Here is a 15,626-nt window from a genome sequence, read left to right on the forward strand (position 1 = left end):
CTTCATATCTTCTCATTTTACTGGTTTTACCTCTAGGGCGTCTCCATTTGATTCCTAGTTTTTTATAACGAGCATATTCTTGTCTTTTAAATCTTTTATTTGCCATTTAAATCACCAAAATTATTCCTTGCTAGTTAAGTAAATTCCGTCTTGGAATACTCTAGGATCTCTTCCTTTAATTTTTGTCGCTTGTTCTAAGTTAGCCATAGTTTGACCAACATGTTCCTTATTAATACCAGTAATTGTTACCTCATCACCTTTAACAGATACTTCTGCAGAACCTACAATTTTAGCGGTTCTTGGGTGTCTTTCCCCGAGGAAATTGTCAATTACTACTGAATCGCCTTGAACTTTCACAGTCATTGGAAAGTGAGCAAATACGATTTTCATGTGGTATGTGAAACCATCTGTTACACCAATAATCATGTTGTTGATGTGTGCCCTTGTGGTTCCAATCATTGCTTTGTCTTTCTTTTTTGGAAATGAAGTTTCCAATACGATTTTGTTATCTTCTTCTTTAATACTTACATTAGGATAAGTAAATTTTCTGGAATCTTCTCCATTAGGTCCTTTTACAGAGACCACATTATTTTCAATTATAACTTCAACGCCTTCAGGGATTTCAATATTTTCCCTTATAGCTGCAGCTACTACCATTTTATCACCTAATACATGTAAGCCAACAAACGTCCGCCAATTCCTTTTTCTTTTGCCTCATAGTGAGTCATAATTCCTTTAGGAGTAGTGACGATTAAAATACCAAAGTTCTTTGCTGGCAAATATCTTTTTTCAAATTTCTCAAATTCATCTTTCTTAACAGCATGACGAGGTTTGATAACACCACATTTGTTAATGTTACCTAATAATTCAACAGTGAATTTACCTGCCCTGTTGTCATCAATATATTCAAAATTACCAATATAATTCTCTTTTTGCATAGTGCTTAAAACTTCTCCAATTAATTTGGAAGCAGGAGAAATAACACAAGAGTCATTCACTTGTAATTCGTTATTTCTGATATTAGTTAAAGCATCAGCAAGAGGATCCATAAGACTCATATTTATAACCTCTAATTATATTTTTTAAAACCCATTTTAGGGGCAACTTCCCTAAAACATTGTCTGCATAAGTTTATACCATATCTGCTAACCATAGCAGAGTGGTCTCCACAACGACTACATTTTTTTGCAGCTTTTCCGTATTTTCTTGGCAAAATATCACCTTATTCAGTCACATAATTAACTTTGAAGTTTTCTTCCATAAATTTCATAGTTTCTTCTTTAGAAATTCTATGTTTTTGAGGAACTTTCTTTTGTCTGATTTTTCTTTTTGCAATTCTGTAACCAGGTTTTTCGAATGTAATGGATACGTTCATACCAAAGATACCGATATCCGGGTTATATCTCATACCTGGAATATCAATATGTTCACCAATACCAAAAGAAAGGTTACCTTGAGCATCAAATTGAGTAGGTCTAATGTTCCTACCAATACCTTCTAAAACCATGTTAATAGCTTTATCAGCTTTTTCTCCACGTAAAGTTAATTTACATGCGATTGGTTGGCGTTTCCTAATACCCCATTCAGGGTTGGTTACAGTAGAGAAAGTTTTTACAGGGGTTTGACCGAACATTTCTTCTAAAAGAGTGATTGCACGTTCTAATTTTTCACCTGCTTCTCCAACACCAATGCTGACAGTAGCTTTTTCAACACGTACTTCGTTCATTGGGTTCATTTATTAACCTCCAATAAAGAGATTGCTGGTGCATCAGTACCAACAACAAATGCATAATCTTTTAAAGTTAAGAAATCATCTTTTGTACTGTTTTCAATAATAATAGTGTTTGGATTAGAAGATTTATTTTCAATAATTTCAGTTACAGTACCTAATTCACCTGTGTGTTTACCACCGGTAACAAGCACAGTAGCTCCTTCTTGTAAAGGATATGCTTCAACAATTTCTTGTTCAGGTACTTTTAAACAAATTACATCTCCAACAGAGTATGCATCTTCATCAATGATAACGTTTTTACCATCGTGAAGGTTTAATTGAGTTTTTCCACCTTTAATAGTGGTTTTATTAACAATTTTAGATAATTTAGCACTATTATCATCAATTAAATCTAATTGTAATCTTCCTTTTCTATCTAAAAGAACTCTGTAAGATTCGCCAGTTTTTGGAATTTCAACGATATCCATGAATCCAACTGGGAATTTGTAATCTTTAACAATTCTTCCATCTACTAAAACATTACCAGAGTTGATAATTCTTTTAGCTTCTCTAGCGTTGTCAGCTAATTTTAAGATATCTCTGATAACTAAAGTTAATGGAATAGAATGTTCAATGGAATGAGAACCTGGAGAAGGTTTTACAGTCCAAGTGTCTTCTTTAGGATGAATAGGCCAAGATTTAGGTGCTTTATATCTTTTAAGATGTTTTCTGGATCCCATTTTAGCCATTTTAATTATCTCCTTTATCTTTAATTCTTCTATCGTCTTTTAAATTTGCATCAATAATTACTAAGTTAGATGGATCGACTGGAAGGAAAGTAGCAGTTCCGTCAGGTTTGGATAATGTAACTTCTTCAATGGTTACTTTATAATTACCGTAATCAACACTTAGAACTTCTCCTTCGTGTCCTTTGAAGTCTCCACGTACAACACTAACTTTGTCTCCTGTTCTGACTGGTAAAGATCTTTTTCCTAATTTTTCTCTTAAATCTTTACTTAATGCAGCACTAAGATGTTTTCCACGTGCGTGAGCAGGAGCATTGTAAAGAGCTTTTCTTTGTTTTCTTGGTTGTTTTGACATTTTTTCACCTATACTAAAATACTTGCTGCACTACCAACACTAGGCCATCTGTCAGCTGCTTCTTTAGCAACAGGACCTCTGATTTCTGAACCTTTTAAAACACCTTCAGGAGTAATGATAACAGCTGCGTTATCTTCAAACTTAACACGAAGGCCGTCAGCACGTCTGTATTCTTGTTTTTGTCTAATTACAACTGCGTTAACAACTTCTCTTCTCATATCAGCAGTTCCTTTTTTAACGGAAGCAACAACTAAGTCTCCGACACCAGCTACGTCGAGTCTTCTTCTTACACCTTTGAAACCTTTTACTGAAATAATTTGGATTTCACGTGCACCGGTATTGTCTACACATTGTAATCTTGCTCCAATTGGTAATGCTTTAGAAACATTTGAGGTTAATGGTTTCATAATAATTACTCTCCTTTAACTTCAACTAAAACAAAATGTTTAGTTTTACTCAATGGTCTGCATTCTGCAACTTTTACAGAATCACCAACATTCACATGTAAACAATCTGGTTTGTGAACATTGATTTTTGATTTTCTTTTTTCATATCTTTCATATTTTTTAATGAATTTATAGTAACTACGTTCAACAGTAATAGTCCTTTCTGCTTTGTTACTTACAACAACACCTTCAAGAACTTGACCTCTTACAGGTAAAGTCCCGTGGAAAGGGCAGTTAGGATCATCACATGTAGTTTCTGGTTCTTGAACATTAAGCCCAACCATATTATCACCATTTATATTTTTTTAAACCTTTTTTTTATTCTATCTTCAGGACGAATTGATAAAATTTCACCATTTATTTCTATTTTTTCCCCGTTCGGAATTTCAAATAAAAATATTGAACCCTTTTTCGGAATCAATTTCTCGTTTTTATTTGCATCCTCAATTTTAATGGTATTCTTAGTTTCATCAATAACTGTTCCCAATAACTTAAGAGATTTATCCTTCGCATTAGTTATCTCGACATTCAATCCAATGAACTCATGATGAACTAAATTCCTTGAAGTAATCATAATCCCAATCTCTTAATGAAATATTTACAATAAATCATGCAGAAAATTACAAAATTTTATTGAAAAACATATCGAAAGGATGAACTATCTCCTTTTTTTACTATTCTTCTTAGATTCACGAATTTCAATAGTATCAGATGAGAAACCCATATCAGATAAAACTTCTTTGACTCTGACTTTGTGATCCCCTTGAAGTTCTATTTGACCGTTTTTAGCGGTACCTCCGCAAGCACATTTTGCTTTAAGAGTTTTAGTGAGTTCTTTGATATCAATATCGTGTTCATCTATACCTTCGATAATAGTCATGAGTTTTCCGAATCTTCTTCTAACTGTAAAAACTTTTAGAGTTTGAACTTCACGTGCAATTTCTTCGCAAACGCAAAGTTCTTCAGGAAGCCCACATACATCACAGATTTTTGACATTTAATTCTCCTTTTGTTTTTCATTCAATATTGTAAGAACACGAGCAATTGTTCTTTTTAATTCTCTAATTTTCCCAGGGTTTTCAACAACCCCGGCAGCTGCACTTTTAGAAACATTTTTGGATAATTCAGTTCTGAGTTCAACTAATTTTTCTTGAATCTCATCAACTTCCATGTCCCAAATTTCTTTACTTCTTAAAATCGCCATTGTTCCAACTCTTTTAGATAATTAAATTTACAATATCTAACTATCATCTTCTTCTACTTCTTCAGTAGATTCTTCTTCAACAACTTCTTCTAATTCTTCGAGATCTTCAACTTCCTCAATGATTTCTTCTTCGATGATTTCTTCAGTTTCAACATCGATTTCTTCTTCAATTACGTCACCATCTTCTTCGATGATTACTTTTGGAGGAAGAATTTCGACAGAATCAGGTAATACTGTATTTGGAGGCATAATTCTAACATAAACGCCTAATACACCAGGTTTCAATTGAACTGTAGCAAATCCTTCTTCTACAAATCTGGTTGAAGGTTCACCACATTTTTTAATGTATCCTTCAACAAATTTAGCTACAGCAGATCTAGAACCTCTGATTTTACCAGAAATAGTAACTTCTACACCTTGAGCACCAGCACCCATAATTCTACGGATGGTGGAATATGCTACTCTTCTGAAGTGCATACCTCTTTGTAACATGTTAGATATTTTGTAAGCCATGATTTTTGGGTTAAGTTCTGGAACTTCCACTTCTTTAACTTCAATTTGAGGATTATCTAAACCAAATTCAGTTTTAAGAGTGTTGGTAATAGTTCTTACGTTTTTACCACCTCTACCAATTACCATACCCGGTCTTTCTGCGTAAACAACAACCATGGTACCTAAAGGTGTAATTTGAACTTCCATACCACCGTATCCAGCTCTTTCAAGTTCTTTTTCTAAGTATTCATCGATTCTGGTTCTTCTAAGGCCCTCAGTGACAAAATCTTTTTCTATCATTAGTTAGCCTCCTGTAAAACAATTTGAATATGAGTAGTAGGTGTGTTAAACGGAGTCATTCTACCAAATGCTCTTGGTATGTATCCAGGAATTACAACACCTCTGTGAGATGAAATATGTTCAATGAATAATTTTTCAGTGTCCATACCTTTGTATTCTGCATTAGCTTCAGCGTTTTCTAAAACTTTTAAAATTTGTTCTGCAGCTTTTACAGGGTATCTTCCACTAGCCCAGCCTTGTTGTCCTTTTCTGTGACCAACTTTTTTGTTGTGTCTTTTGAAAGGAACAGACTTTTTCATTTCAATAACATCTTCTAAGTAAGCTTTAGCTTTTCCTACTTCCATTCCTCTGATTGCACTGCAAATTTCAACACTGTGTTTTGGTGAAATCTTAAGAGATTTAGCCATAGCACGTGCAGTTTTTGCTTCATCAACATCTTTATTATAAGCATATTTGTTAGCCATGTTTTAATCTCCTTATTTAAGTGGTACAAACATGGATGATCTAGTAGCACCCATACCTGGGTCACCGTGTTGAACTCTTTGTCTGGTTGGTGCGTATTCACCAAAGTAGTGTCCAATCATTTCCGGTGCGATAGTTACTTCTACAAAATTACGACCATCATAAATACCGAAAGTAGTTCCTACCATTTCAGGTATAACAATCATATCTCTACAATGGGTCCTAATTACAACAGGACGACCATCTTTAGTTCCTTCTTTATTTAATTTTCTCATTTTATCCAAAACAATTTGTTGTCTTGGTAAGAATCCTCTCTTTAAAGATCTTCTTTGTCTTGCAGGGAATAATTCCATTACTTCCTCTAAAGACATAGCTTGTAATTCTTCAAGAGTATAACCTTTATATTTAAATATTTTTCTTGCCAATGAAACACCCTCTATCTATCTTTTTAAACCTGTTCTCTTAGCTGCAATTGAACCAACTTTTCTTCCTGGTGGTGCATGTCTTGAAACAGTAGTTGGACGACCAGGATGTTGTCTGTTACCTCCCCCGTGAGGGTGATCTACAGCGTTCATCGCTACTCCTCTTACAGTCATGAATTTCTTACCTTTAGCTTTGTAAGCATGCCATTTTTTACCAGCTTTAAGGAATGGTTTATCTTTTCTTCCTCCACCAGCTACTACACCAATACTAGCACGGCAGTTAGGATTTAAGTATTTTAATTCCCCTGATGGTAATTCGACAACGGTTTGGTTAGCGTCGTGAGTAACAACATTAGCATAAGTTCCAGAAGATCTTACAAAACGGCCACCGTCTCCAGGAGTATTTTCAATATCGTAAATTGGAGTTCCTTCAGGAATTTCAGCAAGTGGTAATGTATTACCGAATTTGATAGGTGCAGAAATACCGCATTCAATTTCATCATTGACTTGGATGCTTTCTGGTGCTAAGATAAATTTCTTTTCACCATTTTCGAATTTTACTTCTGCAATAGGAGCGGTTCTTGCTGGGTCATGTACAATATCAATAACTTTTCCTTTGATACTACCTTCTTTTTCTAATGCATCGTAAGATCTGTATCTGATTTTATCTTTAAAACGATGAGAAGCAACACGGTGTGCAGGAGTTCCTCTACCTCTTCTTTGATGAATTAATCGTTTTCCCATTCAAATTCCTCCTTAGAATACTCCTATTCTGACAGCGAGTTCTTCTGCCATTTCTTCTTCAACAAGTTTGATATATGCTACTTTTTCACCTTTGGTAGTGATATGAGTATTAACTTTTGCTACTTTTTCTTCAAATAACTCTTCAAAAGCTCTTTTGATTTGTTTTTTGTTAGCTTTACGGTTAACAACAAAAGTAATTTCATTGTTCATATCGATTAAGTTCATGGTTTTTTCAGTAACATGAGGTTTAATAATAATTGAGTATGAATCCATAATAATCACCTATTTTTCCAAAATTATTGGAATAAACCTCCTAACTTTTCAACAGCTGATTTAGTGTAAACAGTGAGTCTTCCTGGGTGAGTACCTGGTGCTAATAATTCAGCATTTAAGTTTTCAACCACAACTACATCTACACCAGCATGGTTTCTTGCACCTAAGGAAATACCTTTGTCTTCACCGACAACAACGAGAGGTCCTTTTACTTTTTTGTATTTTCTTCCTCTTGTTTTTCCTCTACCAGCTCTGATTCTTTTACCTTCTTTTGCACGGATGACATCATCATAAACTCCTAAGTTCTCGAAGATTTCACGAGATTGTTTAGCAGTTTTTACAGATTCTAATTCATCTTCAACAATAATAGGAACTTGTTCTAAATCAGCAACTCTGTGACCTCTGTTTTCAACAATTTCTTTGTTGGTTGTTGCTGCAACAGCAGATCTGATTGCGAATCTTCTTTCTTTTATGTTGATTTTTTCGTGATGATTTTTCTCAGCTCTAGTAGGATGTGCTTGTCTACCACCAATAGCCATTGGTACGAAAGCTGCTTTTGAACCATTTTTAATCCTAGGTACTCTTGCGGTACCTCTACCTGAACCCCATCCTTTAGCGGAAGTTCTTTTACCTGCCATTGGGTCATTTCCCCATGGTTGTACTCTTGCAGATTGTGCAGAAAGTACTGCTCTTTTGATTAAATCTGGTCTGTAAACTTCATCAAAAATAGCTGGAAGTTCCATTTCTTCTTTTACTTCCCCATTAATAGAATAAACATTAACTTTCATGATTATACCCCTTGTTTAGATTTTGTACTTATGTAATTTATTTGAGGTATATCCTCAGCTTTATTATTAGGTCTGATAGGTTGTCTTAAGATTACTAACCTTTTGGAAGGTCCTGGAAGGGAACCTTTTACTAAGACATAATCGTTTTTAACAACACCATAATTTACAAATCCACCATCTGGGTTGATTTGGTCAACTTCATCAGCTGATGCAATTTTTAAAATTCTTTTATTGAATTCAGTTCTTTTATGGTATCCCATTTGACCTGCTTGTGCAACAGTCCACATAGTTCTTCTTGGAGTCCAAGGACCAATAGAACCTACGTGTCTACCTTTACCTGCTCTGACAGCTTTACCATATTGAATTCTAATTCCCCATCTTTTAACTACACCTTGGAATCCTTTTCCTTTTGTAGTTGCAATAGCATCAACAAATTCTCCTTCATTGAAGATTTCACTAGCTTTTACTTCATTACCTAATAGTTCTAATGCTGTATTTAATTTTTCTTCTGGATTGGATCCTCCAATTCCACATTCGAATATGTCCGGTTTTTTCTTAGGTACGCTAGTTACTTTTGGATTGGTGTGTACTAAAACCCTAATTTCTTCTGTGTTTTCTAATGCACCTTGTATTTTTGCAATAGCTTCGGATTTATTGTATTCTTTAGGAAGAGAAATTTTCCTTGAGAGTTCTTTATCCAAATTATCTGCAAGCACTTCGGTGATTACTTTCAAACCACGAGAAGTTTTTTCATAAGCTCTAATTCCCATTACTACGACTGGAGGTACTTCCAATACGGTTACAGGAGTGAAAACATCCATACCGTTCTTTGGAGAGTTTTTATCAGTATTAGTGACTATAGCATGAGTCATACCGACTTTATAACCTGCGAGGCCGAGTAATTTTGGTTCATCAATTTGAGGCCAAGATTTTACTCTAGGGGTTTCTTTAGCTGCTCTTTTCCTTGGACTAAAAGCAACAGACCCTTTTCTTGGCTGGTGATGTCTTACCATTTAATTTAACCTCCTTAATTATAATTTTTTCCTTATTTTTAAATCAATTTAATTTTTTTTTAATCTAATAGCTAAATGAATAACTATTATACAAGTTGATAAAATTACACAAAGTATAACTTCATCGAAATAATAAATAGCCGTAAAAACAATTACAACTAGATAAATATTAAATTTCAATATATTCCATCGAGTTTAATCGAATTGAAGCACAATAAAGAATATATCTAATGTATAAATCATTCTGCGCTAAGTGAATTTTTAGGAGAGCCCTAAAAATATCAATGTATAAAAAGTTGAGCAAGTTATCTATTAGCGTGTAAAACTAATAATAAAGAGAATTAAAATCTCATAAAGTTAAATAAAGAAAGTGTAGCGACAACTGCCTCTTCAGTTCTGACGGTTTCTGTTCCTTGATCAGGAATTGTATTTACTCTAAATAAATCCCAATTATCATTGGAAACATCCTCCTGAATTGAAGAATAAGGGCCACCAAATAAAATAGCAATACTATTACATTCATCTACTTTATGTTTTAATTCATCAAAAATAGAATCAATATAATCTCCATATCTTGTAGTTTCCACAACAAGATCAGGTTTAATTAATTTTAAGCTATTTTTAAGACTCTTATTAGAGGACATAACATTATATCCCCAGTAAACGTCATCTGGTTTATCAGGTGTGACTATTACTTCTTTCTTAGCAATTTTAGTAATCTTAAAGTCAAAAATTCTTTTAACAGTAAGCTGCTCTTTACAGAATGCAAGTTTATCCATACCTATATCAACATAAGTTCCTTTCTTATTTCTCTTAACAGTGAAACCTTGTCTATAATCCCCCACGTCTGGTTGATTATTAACAGGATGATGCGGAGTTCTGAGCGGTGGAAGAATACCAACATGCTTCAATTCAGGTCTTATAGGAAATGCTTTCTTCCTCAAATATTGAGGAGTATTCATATAACTCAAAATTTCAGCAATAAAACTTCCATCATTCTCTCCATCTTCATTTGTCTCATGGTTATCATTGTAAATAACCACATTATCTGCTTGAAAAATAGCTAAAGCTCTTCCGAGAATCCCTACTTTATAAGTACGAATTTTGAGATCTTTAGACTCAGAAAGAAATGAATTTGGAATAAATATAGATAGCTCATCTTTATACATTACTTTTAAATTTGGAAAGTAAACTATATAAAGATTACCCTACATTTACATAGCTATCACTAAATAGACTTACACATTTACAAGATATTATATCAGTTATAATATCTGTAGCTCTTTTTATGCTACCAACTTTTTTATACTCAGAGAATATATTAATATTAAATATCAACTAAGCACTATATAAATGTATTGTTTTTTTGCATAAAAATAGGGAAAAATAGGAAAATTAAAAAATATTAAATTCAGCCCTTATAACAATTACATTGACGTTCTGATTTTCTTTTGTGTGAAACTCATAGATTTTTGGAATAGGGAAATTATACCTGAAAATATGAGTGATATCAAGATTGTTTTCATTATAAAAATTAATTAGAAAGTCCTGGCTGGATGCCATATGAAAAGAATATAAAACATCCGGAGACAACTCGATGGCTTTTTTTACAAACTTGATGTCCTGACCCTTATCCGCTTTTTTCTGAGATCCGAAAGGGGGATTTTGAAATACAGTATCTGCATCATGGCTGCAATTAAAATCACAGACATCGCTTTCAATGAAATCTGCATTCTCAACTTTTAGATTATCTGAAACTTCCCTTGCCAAATCGATTGAATCCTTATCCACATCTACACCCACTGCCAATTTTGCACCCATCAAAGCTGAAGCTATTGCAAATACTCCAGTACCGCAGCCTAAATCAAAAACTGTCTTATCTGCAATGTCCCCCAAGGAGTATGCATTCCAAACCAGATCAGAAGCAATGATTGAAGGGGTGGTATACTGTTCAAGATCCACCTTTGGTCGGGGATGAGATGGAATGTTTTGAAGTCTCATTTCTAAATGTTTTTTACGGGTAATTTTCTTCATCTAATCAACATATTTAATTATTATATTTTATATAATTATATTATTAAGAAAAAATTACTTTGAGGTTTCAAATGTTTGAAAAAGTATTAATCGCAAATAGGGGAGAAATCGCAATAAGGGTTATGCGGGCATGCCGTGAGCTTGACATGAAAAGCGTAGCTATTTATTCCGATGCGGACGCCACTTCCCTTTATACAAAATATGCTGATGAAAGTTATCCATTAGGTAACCCATCACCAGCAAAATCCTATTTAAATATAGAAAAAATTATAGGAATTGCACTTGAATCTGGTGCTGATGCTATTCACCCAGGTTATGGGTTCTTAGCAGAAAATCCTAAATTTGGAGAAGAATGTGAAAAAAATGGAATTAAACTCATTGGACCAACCGGAGATGTAATTCATAAAATGGGAGACAAAATTACATCCAAAGCACTCATGAAAAAAGCAGGAGTTCCGGTCATTGAAGGTACACCAGAAGGAGTTACCGACATTGAAGAAGCTAAAGAAATAGCTGCTCAAATTGGATATCCTGTAATCGTGAAAGCTTCTGCAGGTGGTGGAGGAATTGGTATGCGTGCAGTATATGAAGAGGATGAACTTGTACGTGCAATCGAATCCACCCAGTCCGTTGCATCCACAAACTTCGGTGATTCAACAGTATTCATTGAAAAGTACCTTGAAAAACCAAGACACATCGAATTTCAGCTATTGGCAGATAATCATGGGAACGTTATCCATGTAGCAGACAGGGAATGTTCCATCCAAAGAAGACACCAAAAGCTTCTTGAGGAATCCCCATCCCCAATCATGACTGAAGAGTTAAGGGAAGAAATGGGTGGAAGTGCAGTAAAAGCTGCAGAATATATCGGATATACAAGTGCAGGTACAGTAGAATTCTTATATGATGATGGAAATTACTATTTCCTTGAAATGAATACCCGTATTCAAGTAGAACACCCAATTACAGAACTTGTAACCAATACCGATTTGATAAAAGAACAAATCAGAATTGCTGCAGGCGAAGAATTGAGTTATTCACAAAAGGATATACAAGTCACTGGGCACGCTATCGAATGCCGTATCAATGCGGAAGACCCACTTAACGACTTTGCACCGAATCCTGGAAAAATCACAGGTTACAGATCCCCTGGAGGTCCTGGTGTGCGTCTAGACAGTGGAGTTTACATGAATTATACCATTCCAACATTTTATGATTCAATGATTTCTAAATTGATTACATATGGAAGGAATAGGGATGATGCAATCAGCAGAATGAAAAGAGCATTAAGCGAGTATATCATTTTAGGTGTAAAAACCACCATTCCATTCCATAAAGCAATATTAAGAAATCCTAATTTCGTTTCAGGCGATTTGAATACTCACTTTATTGATTTGCATAAAAAAGGTATTGACCAAGAAATGGAAAAAGTGATTGCGGAAGATATGGAATATGTAAACAAATTAAAAACAACATTTATGCCTGGTAAAAAAATTGCTGCGATTTCCGCGGCTGTTGGAGCATATCAAAATGCTGCTAAAAACCAAATGGGCAAAAAATAACTTTTTGGAGATTACTAAATGCAAAAAGAAATTGTCAACTTATTAAAAAAGGAAAACAAAATTTCCGATGACACAATAAGTGAAATAAAAAACATTGACTTAAATGATTTTTCAAACATAGTAAAAGAAATTGGTAAAGGAGATACAGAATACATCAAAGCATCCGAAATTTCAAAGGATTTGAATACTGAATATATTGGTAAAAACTTGTATGTCTACAAGGAAGTGCGTTCAACAAATACAATTGCCAAATTTTTATCAATCAATGACTGCGAAGATGGTGCGGTTGTAATCTCTGAAAAACAAACTGACGCAAAAGGAAGATCTGGAAAATCATGGGCATCACCGTTAGGTGGAATATGGCTGTCAATCATATTGAAACCTATCTTAGACCATTCCAAATTACCTTTAATCACACTCGCAACAGGTGTGGCAGTTGCAAAAACCCTTGAAAAGATTGGTGTTGAAAATCCTGAAATCAAATGGCCAAATGACATAATGATTGATGATAAAAAAGTTTGCGGAATCCTAACCGAAGCGGTTACCAAATTCAATACCATTGAAAACGTGATTGTGGGTGTAGGTATCGATGCAAATTTAAATGTAAGTGACTTCCCTGAAGAATTGCAATTTGGAACTACAACACTTAAGGAAGAACTTGGAAGGGAAGGAAATGAAAACCTTTTAATAAAAATCTTTTTAGAAGAATTTGAAGATATCATCGAACAATTCAAAGATGCGAAATATGAAGACATATTAAAAGAGTGGAGAAAACGTTCATACTCAATCGGAAAAATTGTGGAAGTTAGAGAACCATTCAATACTTCTTACGATGCATACGTATTGGGCATTGCAAAAGAAGGAGCGCTTGTTGTTGAAAAAATTGATGGAACCTTAGAAAAAGTAATTTCTGGAGAATGTATAATTAAGAATTAAATACAATCTCCCTACATTTTTCTTCATTTGTAGCTACATCCTGTAGTTTTTCAAATGAAGATTCTATTTTTTTATTTAAATCATTTAAATCTAGTTTGAAAGCGTCAGTTGTTGATAAATCAAACCTTATTGTTGCGGATGCTCCAGGCATGGAAACCGGCGGAATAGTGATTATGCCATAATCATTCAGCAATATAAAAGAAAATACAAACGCCAAATCATCATCTGATAAGTTGTTTTCAGCAGATATCTCTTTAGCTAAATTTTCCGGAGAAATCATGACCCCGGTAGGTGTCTTTTCAAAATTATTGAATCTTGCGTTCAATAAGTTGAATAGCTCATCTTTTCTTTCAAAGCTGTTCAAAAGATTGTCTGGTTTGAAATTTTTAATTCCGTTTAACATTGCAAGTACTGCCGGAGGCTGTGCTTCAAGGCCGAATTGATTTACTTTAACCTTAATGTTATCAATCAAGTCTTCGCGACCTGCCATAAGCCCTCCTCTAGGACCTGGCATTAATTTGTCTGTGCTTGTAATTGCAATATCCGCACCCAAATCACAGGCTTTAGCTTGGTTAAAAACGACTGTTCTAAGTCTTGCTCCAGATGCATCATCCACCATGACAGGAATGCCTTTTTCATGAGCCATTTCAATGACTTTCTTAAACTCATCTTCATCAATTACCTTATGATCCATTGTAGAACCGGTAATGACCACCAATGAGGTATTTTCAGGTATTGAAAACTCTTCGAAAACATCTGTTTCAGAGTAATTGGCCCCAACTAATTTACAGCTCCTCGGAATGGATGGGTGTGCCGGCAACTTGGCAAGATAATGAACAACATTTGAATCTTTACTTACAAGAGTTAAAACTGCTGCAAGTATTCCTGATGAAGTTCTATTTAAAGGAATGACTTTTTCGCCACCCATATGCTCCCTTCCAACACTCTGCAATTCTTCTTCAAACATTGCAGGTCCTACATAAGTTTCCAGAAGACTAAGTTCAGAACTGGAGGCTATGAAACCTCCTGACAATCCTGTCAAATCAAATAAGGAAGAACGGCCTTCTGATTCAACCTTATTTTTTATGATTGAAAGAGCATTTTCTCGTTTTTTGACTTCATCTAAAGAGTTATTAATTATCATCTAATCAGATTCATCCAATTCTAATTTGTAATCACTGAAAAATTCTAAAATAGCTTTTAATTGTTTATCTGCAATTGGAATGGAAGTATATTCTTCCTCTTCAGGGACTTGATAGAAATAATCTGCAAATAAAACTTTACCTTTAGGATCGGTAATGATAGTTATTCCATCAGAAAGCTTATCCGGATTTTTATTATGGAATTCTATTTCAAAAGAAGTACCGAATTTTTCTGAGAACTTTTCTTTTTCTTCAGGTTCCCTATTGCATTTTCTAATCTTTGTCATTCTTGATTTCAATTTTTTTTCAGCGAGTTCATTAATATCAGCCATTATAACACTTCCTCTCAAAACGTTTAAAATAACTATAAATTAAGATTTAATATTAAATTATATATAAGTATTCCTTATTAGTCTTAAAAACTAATCATATAAACTGTTTCCTTTGCCGTCCATTGCAACAATAAGGGGGCCGAAGTCCTTAACTTTTAAATTCCACATTGCTTCAGGCATTCCTAAATCCAACCAGTCGACACTTTCTATCTCTTCAACAGCATCAACGTATAATGCAGCACATCCTCCAGTGGCAACCACATACAACGCATTATTCCTGATTAAGGCTTCGCGAACTGTATCATCCATGCCTCCTTTTCCTATAATTATTTTCGGACCCATATCCAAAACATCACTTTGATAAGGATTCATTCTCATGGAAGTGGTTGGGCCAATGGCAACCATCTTGTATTCGCCGTTATCCTGTGAAATAATAGGTCCTGCATGGAATAGAACTGCTCCTTCGATATCTAACGGAGCACCTTGCTCAAGAAGTCTTTTATGAGCTTGATCACGTGCTGTCAATATATTGCCTGTTAAATAAACAACATCACCAGCATTTAATTCGCTTAAATCTTCATCTTTGATTGGTACATTTAACTTTTTTTCCATTTGCACACCTTTAAATAAAAATATATTTATTGATATAAAACAAATCTATGAT

26 protein-coding genes are annotated in these 15,626 nt (G+C 34.3%); 2 read left to right on the top strand and 24 right to left on the bottom strand.

The features are described 5' to 3' along the window. The 21 genes from Q0W25_RS00780 to Q0W25_RS00880 form a co-directional block, all read right to left on the bottom strand. Positions 1 to 106, bottom strand: a 106-nt coding sequence (locus Q0W25_RS00780; protein ID WP_298517859.1) for an eL32 family ribosomal protein, incomplete at its 3' end; no start/stop codon positions are given. Positions 107 to 120: 14 nt separating this feature from the next. Continuing rightward, positions 121 to 657, bottom strand: coding sequence for a 50S ribosomal protein L6 (locus tag Q0W25_RS00785; protein WP_298517683.1), 537 nt, complete (start codon positions 655 to 657; stop codon positions 121 to 123). 8 nt (positions 658 to 665) lie between these two features. Continuing rightward, on the bottom strand, positions 666 to 1,058 hold the full coding sequence (locus Q0W25_RS00790; protein WP_298517686.1) for a 30S ribosomal protein S8: 393 nt from the start codon (positions 1,056 to 1,058) through the stop codon (positions 666 to 668). Positions 1,059 to 1,069: 11 nt separating this feature from the next. Continuing rightward, positions 1,070 to 1,213 carry a 30S ribosomal protein S14 gene (locus Q0W25_RS00795; RefSeq protein WP_292608552.1) on the bottom strand — a complete coding sequence of 48 codons (144 nt, stop codon included), beginning with the start codon at positions 1,211 to 1,213 and terminating at the stop codon, positions 1,070 to 1,072. A gap of 9 nt (positions 1,214 to 1,222) precedes the next feature. Next, positions 1,223 to 1,735: a 50S ribosomal protein L5 gene (locus Q0W25_RS00800; protein WP_298517691.1), complete on the bottom strand. Its 513-nt coding sequence runs from the start codon at positions 1,733 to 1,735 to the stop codon at positions 1,223 to 1,225. After that, positions 1,732 to 2,460 carry a 30S ribosomal protein S4e gene (locus Q0W25_RS00805; protein WP_298517694.1) on the bottom strand — a complete coding sequence of 243 codons (729 nt, stop codon included), beginning with the start codon at positions 2,458 to 2,460 and terminating at the stop codon, positions 1,732 to 1,734. The genes Q0W25_RS00800 and Q0W25_RS00805 overlap by 4 nt, the downstream gene beginning before the upstream one ends. A gap of 1 nt (position 2,461) precedes the next feature. Beyond that, positions 2,462 to 2,812, bottom strand: a complete 351-nt coding sequence (rplX, locus tag Q0W25_RS00810) for a 50S ribosomal protein L24 (RefSeq protein ID WP_298517697.1) — start codon at positions 2,810 to 2,812, stop codon at positions 2,462 to 2,464. 8 nt (positions 2,813 to 2,820) lie between these two features. Continuing rightward, positions 2,821 to 3,219 (bottom strand): 50S ribosomal protein L14, encoded by a 399-nt coding sequence (locus Q0W25_RS00815; protein WP_298517700.1) that lies wholly within the window; start codon positions 3,217 to 3,219, stop codon positions 2,821 to 2,823. Between the two features lie 5 nt (positions 3,220 to 3,224). Continuing rightward, positions 3,225 to 3,542 (bottom strand): 30S ribosomal protein S17, encoded by a 318-nt coding sequence (locus tag Q0W25_RS00820; protein ID WP_298517703.1) that lies wholly within the window; start codon positions 3,540 to 3,542, stop codon positions 3,225 to 3,227. A gap of 11 nt (positions 3,543 to 3,553) precedes the next feature. After that, positions 3,554 to 3,832 carry a ribonuclease P protein component 1 gene (gene rnp1, locus Q0W25_RS00825; protein ID WP_298517706.1) on the bottom strand — a complete coding sequence of 93 codons (279 nt, stop codon included), beginning with the start codon at positions 3,830 to 3,832 and terminating at the stop codon, positions 3,554 to 3,556. Between the two features lie 84 nt (positions 3,833 to 3,916). Continuing rightward, positions 3,917 to 4,255, bottom strand: a complete 339-nt coding sequence (yciH, locus tag Q0W25_RS00830; protein WP_297826404.1) for a stress response translation initiation inhibitor YciH — start codon at positions 4,253 to 4,255, stop codon at positions 3,917 to 3,919. Further along, positions 4,256 to 4,462, bottom strand: a complete 207-nt coding sequence (gene rpmC, locus Q0W25_RS00835) for a 50S ribosomal protein L29 (RefSeq protein ID WP_292746881.1) — start codon at positions 4,460 to 4,462, stop codon at positions 4,256 to 4,258. A 36-nt stretch (positions 4,463 to 4,498) separates the two neighbouring features. Next, positions 4,499 to 5,254 (bottom strand): 30S ribosomal protein S3, encoded by a 756-nt coding sequence (locus tag Q0W25_RS00840; RefSeq protein WP_298517710.1) that lies wholly within the window; start codon positions 5,252 to 5,254, stop codon positions 4,499 to 4,501. Beyond that, complete coding sequence (locus tag Q0W25_RS00845) at positions 5,254 to 5,718, bottom strand: 50S ribosomal protein L22 (RefSeq protein WP_297826396.1); 465 nt, start codon at positions 5,716 to 5,718, stop codon at positions 5,254 to 5,256. Before Q0W25_RS00845 ends, Q0W25_RS00840 begins: the two co-directional genes overlap by 1 nt. 12 nt (positions 5,719 to 5,730) lie before the next feature. Then, positions 5,731 to 6,141, bottom strand: coding sequence for a 30S ribosomal protein S19 (gene rpsS / locus Q0W25_RS00850; protein WP_297826393.1), 411 nt, complete (start codon positions 6,139 to 6,141; stop codon positions 5,731 to 5,733). A 15-nt stretch (positions 6,142 to 6,156) separates the two neighbouring features. Beyond that, the gene (locus Q0W25_RS00855; protein WP_297826390.1) at positions 6,157 to 6,882 is read right to left on the bottom strand and encodes a 50S ribosomal protein L2; all 726 of its coding nucleotides are present in this window, start codon (positions 6,880 to 6,882) and stop codon (positions 6,157 to 6,159) included. Positions 6,883 to 6,894: 12 nt separating this feature from the next. Further along, complete coding sequence (locus tag Q0W25_RS00860; protein WP_297826388.1) at positions 6,895 to 7,155, bottom strand: 50S ribosomal protein L23; 261 nt, start codon at positions 7,153 to 7,155, stop codon at positions 6,895 to 6,897. 23 nt (positions 7,156 to 7,178) lie between these two features. After that, positions 7,179 to 7,943: a 50S ribosomal protein L4 gene (rpl4p, locus tag Q0W25_RS00865; protein ID WP_297826385.1), complete on the bottom strand. Its 765-nt coding sequence runs from the start codon at positions 7,941 to 7,943 to the stop codon at positions 7,179 to 7,181. A 2-nt stretch (positions 7,944 to 7,945) separates the two neighbouring features. Continuing rightward, positions 7,946 to 8,956 carry a 50S ribosomal protein L3 gene (gene rpl3p, locus Q0W25_RS00870; protein WP_297826382.1) on the bottom strand — a complete coding sequence of 337 codons (1,011 nt, stop codon included), beginning with the start codon at positions 8,954 to 8,956 and terminating at the stop codon, positions 7,946 to 7,948. A gap of 341 nt (positions 8,957 to 9,297) precedes the next feature. Continuing rightward, the gene (locus Q0W25_RS00875; RefSeq protein WP_298517715.1) at positions 9,298 to 10,125 is read right to left on the bottom strand and encodes a putative RNA uridine N3 methyltransferase; all 828 of its coding nucleotides are present in this window, start codon (positions 10,123 to 10,125) and stop codon (positions 9,298 to 9,300) included. Positions 10,126 to 10,351: 226 nt separating this feature from the next. Beyond that, the gene (locus Q0W25_RS00880) at positions 10,352 to 10,990 is read right to left on the bottom strand and encodes an METTL5 family protein (RefSeq protein WP_298517718.1); all 639 of its coding nucleotides are present in this window, start codon (positions 10,988 to 10,990) and stop codon (positions 10,352 to 10,354) included. Positions 10,991 to 11,061: 71 nt separating this feature from the next. Here Q0W25_RS00880 and Q0W25_RS00885 point away from each other — a divergent pair, with 71 nt between their 5' ends. Both Q0W25_RS00885 and Q0W25_RS00890 read left to right on the top strand, forming a co-directional pair. Further along, positions 11,062 to 12,552, top strand: coding sequence for an acetyl-CoA carboxylase biotin carboxylase subunit (locus Q0W25_RS00885; protein WP_298517721.1), 1,491 nt, complete (start codon positions 11,062 to 11,064; stop codon positions 12,550 to 12,552). A gap of 18 nt (positions 12,553 to 12,570) precedes the next feature. Continuing rightward, entirely contained in the window at positions 12,571 to 13,488 is a 918-nt protein-coding gene (locus tag Q0W25_RS00890; protein ID WP_298517724.1) for a biotin--[acetyl-CoA-carboxylase] ligase, read from the top strand. On the opposite strand, the gene Q0W25_RS00895 is transcribed toward Q0W25_RS00890, so the two are convergent. The 3 genes from Q0W25_RS00895 to Q0W25_RS00905 form a co-directional block, all read right to left on the bottom strand. After that, on the bottom strand, positions 13,478 to 14,632 hold the full coding sequence (locus Q0W25_RS00895; RefSeq protein WP_298517727.1) for a TIGR03576 family pyridoxal phosphate-dependent enzyme: 1,155 nt from the start codon (positions 14,630 to 14,632) through the stop codon (positions 13,478 to 13,480). The genes Q0W25_RS00890 and Q0W25_RS00895 overlap by 11 nt on opposite strands. Continuing rightward, positions 14,633 to 14,962: a hypothetical protein gene (locus Q0W25_RS00900; RefSeq protein WP_297826365.1), complete on the bottom strand. Its 330-nt coding sequence runs from the start codon at positions 14,960 to 14,962 to the stop codon at positions 14,633 to 14,635. Between the two features lie 90 nt (positions 14,963 to 15,052). After that, a complete protein-coding gene (locus Q0W25_RS00905) occupies positions 15,053 to 15,574 on the bottom strand; it encodes a FumA C-terminus/TtdB family hydratase beta subunit (RefSeq protein ID WP_297826362.1) in 522 nt (173 codons plus the stop codon). Positions 15,575 to 15,626: the final 52 nt, after the last annotated feature.

Source organism: uncultured Methanobrevibacter sp., from assembly GCF_947166415.1.
Lineage (GTDB): Archaea > Methanobacteriota > Methanobacteria > Methanobacteriales > Methanobacteriaceae > Methanocatella.